We start from the raw sequence: 9,747 nt of genomic DNA on the forward strand, positions 1-9,747 counted from the left end.
GGGGAGGAGCCAGACCGGGTTAGCACGGTCGCGAACGATCCGTGACTTCCATGGTGTACCCGAGAGCCTTCTCAGGCAAACCCACGCGCCTCAGCTTACGCCGAATGGTGGGCGCCTATGCTCGACCTCGTGGAAAACCACTCCTTGCCTCGCACTGCCGCCTTCTTTGACCTGGACAAGACGGTCATTGCGAAGTCGAGCACGCTCACCTTCAGCAAGTCGTTCTACCAAGGCGGCCTGATCAACCGCAGAGCGGTGCTGCGCACCGCGTACGCGCAGTTCGTGTTCCTCGCGGGCGGCGCGGACCACGACCAGATGGAGCGGATGCGCGAGTACCTCTCCGCGCTGTGCCGCGGGTGGAACGTGCGACAGGTCAAAGAAATCGTCGCCGAGACCCTGCACGACCTGATCGACCCGATCATCTACGACGAGGCCGCCTCCCTCATCGAGGAGCACCACTCGGCAGGGCGGGACGTCGTCATCGTCTCCACGTCGGGCGCCGAGGTGGTCGAGCCGATCGGCGAGCTGCTCGGCGCGGACCGCGTGGTGGCCACCCGCATGGTCGTCGGCGAGGACGGCTGCTTCACGGGTGAGGTGGAGTACTACGCGTACGGCCCCACCAAGGCGCGGGCGATCAAAGAGCTCGCGCTCTCGGAGGGGTACGACCTCGACCGCTGCTACGCCTACAGCGACTCGGCGACCGATCTGCCGATGCTCGAGTCGGTCGGGCACCCGTTCGCCGTCAACCCGGACCGCGCGCTCCGCCGCGAGGCCGTCACGCGCGCGTGGCCGATCCTCGACTTCCACCGGCCGGTACGGCTCAAGCAGCGCCTGCCCGCCCCGCCCCGTCCCGCTCTGATCGCGGCGGCCGCGGTGGGTGCCGCGCGCGGCCACCGCGAGCCTCGTCTGGCTGGCCAGCCGCCGCCGCACACCCACCGGCGCCCGTTTCAACCGTATTTGAACCCAAAAGTAAAGAAGTGCGGCCAGGGCTTCCGCTTACTCCAGGACAGGAGTACAAAGGAGTCAACGGCCCGCGAGACCAAGGACATCCGAGAGGATCACCTTCAAACGCAGTACGGCCCCACGGACCGAAGCATGAACACCGAGCACCCACGCGACGTCGACCCGTCGATTACGGGCCAGCCGCACCAGGTGACGGGCAAAGTCCCGACCTGATGGGCAACATATCGAGGACGCTTGGTAACACGGTGAACATGCCAGCGGCGGTACGGATCTCCGTACCGCCGCAACCCTGTTTAGGGGCCCACGCCCCCGCGCAAGCGGCCCTCAATCCCGCCCGGGGGCCTCGCGAGCACCCCACGCGCTCCACTGGCGCCGTTACGCCGCCCCACGCTGCAGCGCCTCGCAGACCGCCGTGGACTCCCTGACGCCCAACTCCACCGCCTTGCCGCAGTGCGCGATCCAGGCCGCCATGCCCTCAGGGGTGCCGGACGCGTACCCCTCGAGCGCCGCCACGTAGGCCGCCCTGCCGAGCTCCGCGTGACCCGCTTCCGCCGGGCAGATCGCCTTCGGGTCGAGGCCGCTGCCCACCAGGACGATGCGCTCGGCCGCGCGCGCGACGAGGCCGTTGTACGAGGAGAAGGGCCGCAGGCTGATCAGCTCGCCGTGCACCACGGCGGCCGTCACCAGGGCCGGTGCCGAGCCGCCCTGAATGATCAGCCGGGAGAGGCCGTCCAGGCGCCCCGCCACCTCATCCGCGTCCGGCWGCGGAAGCTCGATCAGCGGCTCCTCGACGGACTCGCCCGCGAGGCGTGGCCGCCCGGCCGCCTCGTCCGCGTCGGCCGCGGCCACGAGATGCAGGCGCGCCAGAACCCGGAGCGGCGACTGCCGCCAGATGGAGAGAAGCTGCCCCGCCTCGGCGGTCAGCCGCAGCGCCCCGCCGACCGCGCGGGCCTCGTCGTCGCCGCCGAAGTCGCTGCGCCTGCGCACCTCCTCCAGAGCCCACTCGGCGCCCGAGAGCGCCGCGGACCCGCGGGCACCCCGCAGGGCCGCCTCTGAAGTGACCTCGTTGCTGCGGCGCCGCATGACCCGGTGTCCGTAGACCCGGTCCACCGCCTTGCGCACGGAGTCCACGGAGTCGGCCACGCCGGGGATCGTTCCCAGGGCCGCGAGCGGATCGGGTGTCGTACTCATGAGTACGACCCTACGTACTGAAGAGCCGCCCTCCACGAAGGAGTGGTCTTCTTCACCCAAGTCGCGCACGCGAAGTAATCGAGCCACTACGCTACGTGGTTATGAAAATCGCTTTCGTAGGAAAGGGCGGCAGCGGCAAGACCACGCTGTCCTCGCTCTTCATCCGACACCTCGCCGCCACCGGCGCACCCGTCATCGCGATCGACGCCGACATCAACCAGCACCTGGGCCCGGCGCTCGGCCTCGACGAGACGGACGCCGCCGAGCTGCCCGCGCTCGGCGCGCACCTGCCGCTCATCAAGGAGTATCTGCGGGGCTGCAATCCGCGCATCGCCTCCGCCGACACGATGATCAAGACGACACCGCCCGGCGAGGGCTCCCGGCTCCTGCGGGTCGGTGAGAACAACCCGGTGTTCGACGCGTGTGCTCGGACCGTGGAACTCGACGACGCCACCGTGCGTTTGATGGTCACCGGGTCCTTCACCGAAGCCGACCTCGGCGTCGCCTGCTACCACTCCAAGACCGGAGCGGTGGAGCTGTGCCTGAACCACCTGGTCGACGGCCGCGACGAGTACGCGGTCGTCGACATGACGGCAGGCTCCGACTCCTTCGCCTCCGGCATGTTCACGCGCTTCGACCTGACGTTTCTGGTCGCCGAGCCGACGAGAAAGGGCGTCTCGGTCTACCGGCAGTACAAGGAGTACGCACGCGACTTCGGTGTGGACCTCAAGGTCGTCGGCAACAAGGTGCAGGGCCAGGACGACATCGACTTCCTGCGTGAGCAGGTCGGCGACGACCTCCTGGTGACCGTCGGACACTCGGACTGGGTGCGCGCCATGGAGAAGGGCCGCCCGCCCCGCTTCGAGCTGCTCGAAGAGGAGAATCGCCGCTCCCTGCGGACGCTCCAGGCCACCGTCGACGCCTCGTACGCGCGGCGGGACTGGGAGCGGTACACGCGCCAGATGGTGCACTTCCATCTGAAGAACGCGCAGAGCTGGGGCAACGAACGGACGGGCGCCGACCTGGCGGGCCAGGTCGACCCCGACTTCGTCCTGCGTGAGCAGGTGGTGGCCACGGCCTGAGGCGGGCGACACACCGGAGGACTTGGGTGACGCCCAGTCCCGTCTCCCTGGCCCCGCTCCTAGTCCTCGTCGGACTTGCCGTGCTTCTTGCCGTGCTTCTTGCCCGGCTTCTCGTCCGACTCCTTGCCCGCCTTATCCGCCCTATTCGCCTTGTCTGCCTTGCCTGCCTTGTCCCCGGACTTTTTCGGCGACTCGTCCTCGGACTTGCCCTCGGACTTGTGCTTGGACTTGTGCTCGGACTTCTCCGAGGAGGACTTTGCGGACTTGGCGGACGACTTGTGGGCCGGAGCGCCCGGTACGCCCTTCGGAGCCGGTGCGGGCTGGGCGGAGAGGAATCCCGCCCAGCCCTCCTTCGGGGCCTGCCCGACCGGCAGCTTCTCCAGCCGTGCGAGAACCTTCGGGTCCTGCGCGTCGAGCCAGTCCGCGAGCTGCCGGAAGGAGACGCAGCGCACCTCGGACTTGGTGCACACCTTCTCGATGGTCTCCTCGATGGCACGCATGTACGTGCCGCCGTTCCAGGACTCGAAGTGGTTGCCGATGATCAGCGGCGCGCGGTTGCCCGTGTAGGCCCGGTCGAAGCCCTGGAGCAGGCCGTCGCGCATCTGGTCGCCCCAGTACTCGTGCATGGCGGGGTCGCCCTGTGAGGTCGCGCCGGACTGGTTGACCATGAAGTTGTAGTCCATGGTGAGCGTCTCGAACTTGCGGCCAGGGACCGGCACGAGCTGCATCGACAGGTCCCAGAGGCCCTCTTTCTTCTTGGGCCAGAGCTGGTTGTTGACGCCGCTCGTGTCGTAGCGGAAGCCCAGTTCGCGCGCCGCCCGCATGAAGTTCTTCTGGCCTTCGAGGCAAGGGGTGCGGGCGCCGATCAGCTCCTTCTCGTAGTCGAAGGGAAGCGGTTTCGCCTTTTTCATGCCGGTGTTCGTCTTCCAGGCCTTCACAAAGGACTTGGCCTGTCTGATCTCGCTTCTCCAGTCGTCGACGGACCACTCCCCCACGCCGCGGCCCTTGCCGCAGAAGTGGCCGTTGAAGTGAGTGCCGACCTCGTTGCCCTCCAGCCAGGCGGCGCGGAGCTGATCCACGGTGTCCTCGATGCCCTTGCGGTCATTGAAGCCGATGTCCGAACTGCCCGTGAGGTGGCGCGGGGGTTTGTAGAGCTCCCGTTTCTTCTCGGGGAGCATGTACACGCCGCTGAGGAAGTACGTCATGGTGGCGTCGTTCCGCTTGGCCACCTTGCGGAAGTGGGAGAACAGCTTCTGGCTGTCCTCCCCCGCGCCGTCCCAGGAGAAGACCACGAACTGCGGCGGCTTCTGGCCGGGCTTCAGCCGCTCGGGGCGCGGCAGATGCGGCTGCTTGCCGGTGTAGGCGGTGGAGCCGTCCCCGATCAGACGGACCGGGCTCTTGGGCGGGGCACCGGCGCCCTTCTTCGCGCCGTGCGCGCCCTCCTTCGCGCCGCTGCCGCTCTCGGCGCAGCCGGCCAATGCTGCCGCGCAGGCCACGAGGGCGGTGAGGCTCGCGGTGACTCTCCGGGTGGCGGCCATCTTCCGCCCACCTTCTTTCGTGCAAGTCGGGACAGAACGGACAGCAGCCTCGCCTGCCGTCCTGAAATGGCCGATCCGACAAGCCGATAAAAGTTTTTATTCGCTCATCCGAGTGACTTGTTGCCCCATTTGCCCGGAAAATCCATCCACGACCTTTACTCTGCATTACTGTTCGTTTACCGAGCGTTGATTCATCCCGCCGCTTTACGCCGTGATCCACGGCCGCGATCCGCTCTCCGCACCACTTCCGGAGGGCCCCCATGTCCGCGACCGCGCTGCCCCGGAGGAGACGGGAACACATGACTGCCTGCGCCCCCACCGACACGACGGGCTCGGCCCACGAGCCCAGCGCCCACAAGCCGCACGCCCCGCCGCCGAAGAAGAGGTTCCGCATCGCGGGAGCCGACTTCTCGGCGTCGATCGCCGTCTTCCTGATCGCCCTGCCGCTCTCCCTCGGCATCGCCCTCGCGACCGGGGCGCCGCTTCAGGCGGGCCTCGTCGCCGCCGCCGTCGGCGGCCTCGTCGCCGGGCGGATCGGCGGATCACCCCTCCAGGTCAGCGGCCCCGCCGCCGGTCTCACGGTCGTCACGGCGGACCTGATCCACCGCTATGGCTGGCGGACCACCTGCGCCATCACGGTCCTCGCCGGACTCGCCCAACTCGGCCTCGGCTGCTTGCGGGTGGCCCGCTCGGCCCTCGCCGTCAGCCCGGCCGTCGTGCACGGCATGCTGGCGGGCATCGGCGTCACCATCGCCGTGGCCCAGCTGCACATCGTGCTCGGCGGCACCCCGCAGAGCGCCGTGCTCGACAATCTCCGTGCGCTGCCCGCCCAGTTGGCCACCCTGCACCCCGCCGCGCTGTCGGTCAGCCTGCTCACCCTCGTCGTCCTGCTGCTCTGGCCCCGCATCCCCGGCCGGGCGGGGCGCGTGACCCGCGTCGTGCCCGCCGCCCTGGTCTCGGTGGCCGTCGCGACCTGCTTCGCCTGGTTCGCCCGGCTCAGCGTCGACCGGGTCGACCTGCCCTCGTGGCGCAGTCACGCGCTGGCCGGTCTGCCCGAAGGCCCCGTGCTCGGCATCGCCGCCGCCGTGCTCACCACCACCCTCGTGTGCAGTGTGCAGTCCCTGCTCGGCGCCGTCGCCGTCGACAAGCTCACCGCACAGCGGCCCGAGCTGAACACGAGCGTGCGGCGCTCCAACCTCGACCGCGAGCTGCTCGGCCAGGGCAGCGCCAACATCGTCTCCGGCGTGCTCGGCGGCCTGCCCGTCGCCGGGGTCGCCGTGCGCAGCGTGGCCAATGTGCGAGCGGGAGCCGTCAGCAGGAACTCCACGATGCTGCACGGCGTTTGGGTAGTAGTGGCCGCGCTGCTCCTGGTCCCCGTCCTGGAGCTGATCCCGCTGGCGGCCCTCGCCGCTCTCGTCATGGCCGTCGGCATCCAGATGGTCAGCCTGAACCACATCCGCACCATCACCCGCCACCGCGAGATCGTCGTGTACGCGACCACCACCCTCGGCGTGGTCGTCCTCGGCGTTCTCGAGGGCGTTGCGCTCGGCATCGCCGTGGCCGTCGGCGTCGCGCTGCACCGCCTCGCCCGCACCCGCATCACCCACGAGAAGGTGGCCGGCGTCCACCACGTCCACGTACGCGGACAGCTCACGTTTCTCGCCGTGCCCCGGCTCAGCAGGACCCTGCATCTCGTTCCTCAAGGGGAGGACGCCGTAGTGGAGCTCGACGGCTCTTTCATGGACCATGCCGCGTTCGAGTCGCTGCAGTGCTGGCAGGACGCGCACACCGCGCACGGCGGGAGTGTCGAGGTCACCGGCCGCGCCGGGACCCGCATCGCCGAGCCCGCGCACGCGGCGGACTCCTGCTGCCGCCCATGGACCGCGTGGCGCAACCACCACTGCGACCGCCCGCAGGAGGAGCAGGAGGCAGGAAAGCCGCGCGGGCATCAACTGGCGAGCGGAATCAGCGCCTTCCAGCGGAACACCGCGCCTCATGTCCGCGGCGAGCTCGCCAGGCTCGCCCGGGAGGGGCAGCAGCCCGCGCAGCTCTTTCTGACCTGTGCGGACTCCAGGGTCGTCACCTCGATGATCACGTCGAGCGGCCCCGGCGACCTCTTCGTCGTCCGCAATGTGGGCAATCTGGTGCCGCTTCCGGGCGCCGAGAGCGGCGACGACTCGGTCGGTGCCGCGATCGAGTACGCGGTGGATGTGCTCAAGGTGCGGTCCATCACGGTGTGCGGGCACTCCGGATGCGGCGCGATGCAGGCCTTGCTGAACATTCCGGAGGGAGACACCAAGACGCCGCTGTGGCGGTGGCTGCGGCACGGCCTGCCCAGCCTTGAGCGGCTGGCCGCGAAGGGGGAGGACTGGGCCCGGCTCGCCGGCCGGGCGCCCGCCGACCCGGTGGAACAGCTCTGTCTCACGAACGTGGTCCTGCAACTGGAGCACTTGAAGGCGCACGAGTCGGTGGCGCGTCGACTTGCGGCCGGTGATCTTGAGCTGCACGGTATGTACTTCCACGTCGGAGAGGCGCAGTCCTATCTGCTGACGGAGGGGTCCGAGGTGGAGCGGTTGCCCTATGAGGTCTTCGATCAGGTGGCACCCGCGCGCTGGGGACCCACGAGAGCAACGGCGCGACAGCCGTGACCGAGTAAAGGTCTAAACCAATTTTCGGCAGCCCCTTGTCACACCGTGTTGTGTCTGATGAGCTGTGGCTTCGGACACAACGGTCGCCTCCGGCAAAGCAGTGCAAGGGAGATGTCGTGAGCAACGAAAGCCTGGCCAACCTCTTGAAGGAGGAGCGTCGCTTCGCGCCGCCGGCGGAGCTGGCAGCCGCCGCGAACGTCACGGCGGAGGCGTACGAACAGGCCAAGGCTGACCGGCTCGGCTTCTGGGCCGAGCAGGCCCGCCGGCTGACCTGGGCCACGGAGCCGACCGAGACGCTCGACTGGTCGAACCCGCCGTTCGCCAAGTGGTTCGCCGACGGCAAGCTCAACGTCGCGTACAACTGCGTCGACCGCCACGTCGAGGCGGGCCACGGCGACCGCGTCGCGATCCACTTCGAGGGTGAGCCCGGCGACAGCCGGGCCATCACCTACGCCGAGCTCAAGGACGAGGTCAGCCGCGCCGCGGGCGCGCTGACCGAGCTGGGCGTCCAGAAGGGCGACCGCGTCGCGGTCTATCTGCCGATGATCCCCGAGGCGGTCGTCGCGATGCTGGCCTGTGCCCGTATCGGCGCCGCCCACTCGGTGGTCTTCGGCGGCTTCTCGGCGGACGCCATCGCCGCCCGCATCAAGGACGCCGACGCCAAGGTCGTCATCACCGCCGACGGCGGTTACCGCAGGGGCAAGCCCTCCGCGCTCAAGCCCGCCGTCGACGAGGCCGTCGGCCGCGCCGAGGGTGTGCGGAGCGTGCTCGTGGTGCGCCGCACCGGCCAGGACGTGGCGTGGACCGAGGGCCGCGACGTGTGGTGGCACGAGATCACGCAGCGGCAGTCCACCGAGCACACCCCCGAGGCCTTCGACGCGGAGCACCCGCTCTTCATCCTCTACACCTCGGGCACCACGGGGAAGCCGAAGGGCATCCTGCACACCTCCGGCGGCTATCTGACGCAGGCGGCCTACACCCACCACGCCGTCTTCGACCTCAAGCCGGAGACCGACGTCTACTGGTGCACCGCCGACATCGGCTGGGTCACCGGCCACTCGTACATCACGTACGGCCCGCTGGCGAACGGCGCGACCCAGGTGATGTACGAGGGCACCCCCGACACCCCGCACCAGGGCCGCTTCTGGGAGATCGTCCAGAAGTACGGGGTCACGATCCTCTACACCGCGCCGACGGCGATCCGGACGTTCATGAAGTGGGGCGACGACATCCCCGCGAAGTTCGACCTGAGCAGCCTGCGGGTGCTCGGTTCGGTCGGCGAGCCGATCAACCCCGAGGCCTGGATCTGGTACCGGAAGAACATCGGCGGCGACAAGTGCCCCATCGTGGACACCTGGTGGCAGACCGAGACCGGCGCGATGATGATCTCGCCGCTGCCCGGCGTGACCGAGACCAAGCCCGGCTCCGCGCAGCGCGCCCTGCCCGGCATCTCGGCCACCGTGGTGGACGACGAGGCCAACGAAGTGCCGGACGGCGGTGGCGGCTATCTGGTCCTGACCGAGCCGTGGCCCTCGATGCTCCGCACCATCTGGGGCGACGACCAGCGGTTCATCGACACGTACTGGTCGCGCTTCGAGGGCAAGTACTTCGCGGGCGACGGCGCCAAGAAGGACGAGGACGGCGACATCTGGCTGCTCGGCCGGGTGGACGACGTGATGCTCGTCTCCGGGCACAACATCTCGACGACCGAGGTCGAGTCGGCGCTCGTCTCGCACCCGGCGGTCGCCGAGGCCGCGGTCGTCGGTGCCGCGGACGAGACGACCGGACAGGCCATCGTCGCCTTCGTGATCCTGCGCGGCTCCGCCGACGCGGAGGCCGAGGGTCTCGTCGCCGAGCTGCGCAACCACGTGGGCACCACGCTCGGCCCGATCGCCAAGCCCAAGCGCGTCCTGCCGGTGGCGGAGCTGCCGAAGACACGCTCCGGCAAGATCATGCGGCGCCTGCTGCGGGACGTCGCGGAGAACCGCGAGCTGGGTGACGTCACCACGCTCACGGACTCCTCGGTGATGGACCTGATCCAGACGCGGCTCCCGGCGGCGCCCAGCGAGGACTGACCCGGCCGCCGCGGAGCGAAGCGGCGGAAGGTTGGGAACCGAACGGCAGAAAGAGGGCATCCGGCAGCGCGCCGGGTGCCCTCTTTCTCCGTAAAGTGAAGATCGCCGGATACGTCCGAGCGCCGCTTGGGTAGGCTGGAAACCGCGTCAAGGCCGCGACAAGAACGCGCGGCCGGGACGCACGGTAGAAGTACCCAAGGTGCGCCGGGAAGTCTGGTCGGCATGTGCTCCGTCCTGCCCACCTGACCGC

At 69.2% G+C, this 9,747-nt stretch carries 5 protein-coding genes and 1 pseudogene; 4 read left to right on the forward strand and 2 right to left on the reverse strand.

Annotated elements, in window-relative coordinates:
- The first annotated feature begins 117 nt into the window (after nt 1-117).
- A pseudogene (locus tag AB8Z36_RS18625) lies at nt 118-961 on the forward strand (HAD family hydrolase).
- 377 nt (nt 962-1,338) lie between these two features.
- Here AB8Z36_RS18625 and AB8Z36_RS18630 read toward each other — a convergent pair.
- Nucleotides 1,339-2,154, reverse strand: a complete 816-nt coding sequence (locus AB8Z36_RS18630) for an oxidoreductase (protein ID WP_369214461.1) — start codon at nt 2,152-2,154, stop codon at nt 1,339-1,341.
- Between the two features lie 101 nt (nt 2,155-2,255).
- On the opposite strand from AB8Z36_RS18630, the gene AB8Z36_RS18635 reads away from it, so the two are divergent.
- Entirely contained in the window at nt 2,256-3,236 is a 981-nt protein-coding gene (locus AB8Z36_RS18635; RefSeq protein ID WP_369214462.1) for a nucleotide-binding protein, read from the forward strand.
- A 59-nt stretch (nt 3,237-3,295) separates the two neighbouring features.
- Here AB8Z36_RS18635 and AB8Z36_RS18640 read toward each other — a convergent pair whose 3' ends face one another.
- Nucleotides 3,296-4,774: a hypothetical protein gene (locus AB8Z36_RS18640; protein WP_369214463.1), complete on the reverse strand. Its 1,479-nt coding sequence runs from the start codon at nt 4,772-4,774 to the stop codon at nt 3,296-3,298.
- Nucleotides 4,775-5,073: 299 nt separating this feature from the next.
- Between AB8Z36_RS18640 and AB8Z36_RS18645 the strand changes: the two genes are divergently transcribed.
- Both AB8Z36_RS18645 and acs read left to right on the forward strand, forming a co-directional pair.
- Nucleotides 5,074-7,422, forward strand: a complete 2,349-nt coding sequence (locus AB8Z36_RS18645; protein ID WP_369214464.1) for a bifunctional SulP family inorganic anion transporter/carbonic anhydrase — start codon at nt 5,074-5,076, stop codon at nt 7,420-7,422.
- Nucleotides 7,423-7,538: 116 nt separating this feature from the next.
- Entirely contained in the window at nt 7,539-9,497 is a 1,959-nt protein-coding gene (gene acs / locus AB8Z36_RS18650) for an acetate--CoA ligase (RefSeq protein WP_369214465.1), read from the forward strand.
- Nucleotides 9,498-9,747: the final 250 nt, after the last annotated feature.

The organism is Streptomyces flavofungini, assembly GCF_041028215.1.
Classification (GTDB): Bacteria; Actinomycetota; Actinomycetes; order Streptomycetales; family Streptomycetaceae; genus Streptomyces; species Streptomyces flavofungini_B.